We start from the raw sequence: 1,065 nt of genomic DNA on the forward strand, positions 1-1,065 counted from the left end.
CGTCGGCCCCGAGCAGATCGTCGCGCTCGCCCTTCCCCGCACGATCGACGTGGTCGTAGCGATCCTCGCCGTCGCCAAGACCGGCGCGGCCTACCTGCCCGTCGACCCCGACTACCCCGCCGACCGCATCACCTACCTCTTCAGCGACGCCCGGCCCACACTGCTCATCACCGACAAGGCCACCGCCGCCGGCCTGCCGGACACGGGCGTCACCACCCTGATCACCGATCAGCTCCGCACAGCCGGGCTCCCCGCCACCGATCCCACCAACGCTGACCGGTTGCGTGAGGCGAAGACCTCGCACCCCGTCTTCGTCATCTATACGTCCGGCTCCACCGGGCGGCCGAAGGGCGTCGTCGTCGAGCACCGCTCGCTGAACCTCTATCTGGCCTGGGCCCACGCCGCTTACCCCGCCATGAGCGGGCGGACTCTCGTCCACTCACCGGTCTCCTTCGACCTCACCGTCACCGGGCTCCTCGGGCCTCTCACCCTTGGCGGCTGCGCGCATCTCGTCGAGTTGGATGAGGGCACCGCCCCGGACCTCGCCGAAGCACCGACCTTCGTCAAGGCCACACCCTCGCACCTCACCCTGCTCAAGAACCTGCCCGCGCACGTCTCGCCGACCGAGCAGCTGGTCCTTGGTGGTGAAGCGCTCCTGGGTGAGGCGCTCGACGAGTGGCGCCTCGACCACCCCGGCACCACCGTCATCAATGAGTACGGGCCCACCGAAACCACGGTTGGCTGCACCCAGTACCGCATCGAGCCCGGACAGCCCGCCCCCACCGGCACCATCACCATCGGGCACCCCATCTGGAACACCCAGATCCACATCCTCGACGCCCACCTCCAGCCTGTACCCCCCAACGTCACCGGCGAGCTCTACATCGCCGGCGACCTCCTCGCCCGCGGATACCTCCACCGCCCCGACCTCACCGCCACCCGCTTCACCGCCAACCCCCACGGCACCCCCGGCACCCGCATGTACCGCACCGGCGACCTCGCCCGCCGACGCCCCGACGGACAACTCGAATTCGCCGGACGTATCGACACTCAGGTCAAAGTCCG

General features: G+C 69.5%; 1 protein-coding gene. It reads left to right on the plus strand.

Features of this window, described 5'->3' with window-relative positions; all coding sequences use genetic code 11:
- Positions 1–1,065, plus strand: a 1,065-nt coding sequence (locus M8I34_RS41070) for an amino acid adenylation domain-containing protein (protein ID WP_250058161.1), incomplete at both ends; no start/stop codon positions are given.

The sequence above is a fragment of the Streptomyces sp. MCA2 genome (assembly GCF_023544705.1).
Lineage (GTDB): Bacteria > Actinomycetota > Actinomycetes > Streptomycetales > Streptomycetaceae > Streptomyces > Streptomyces decoyicus.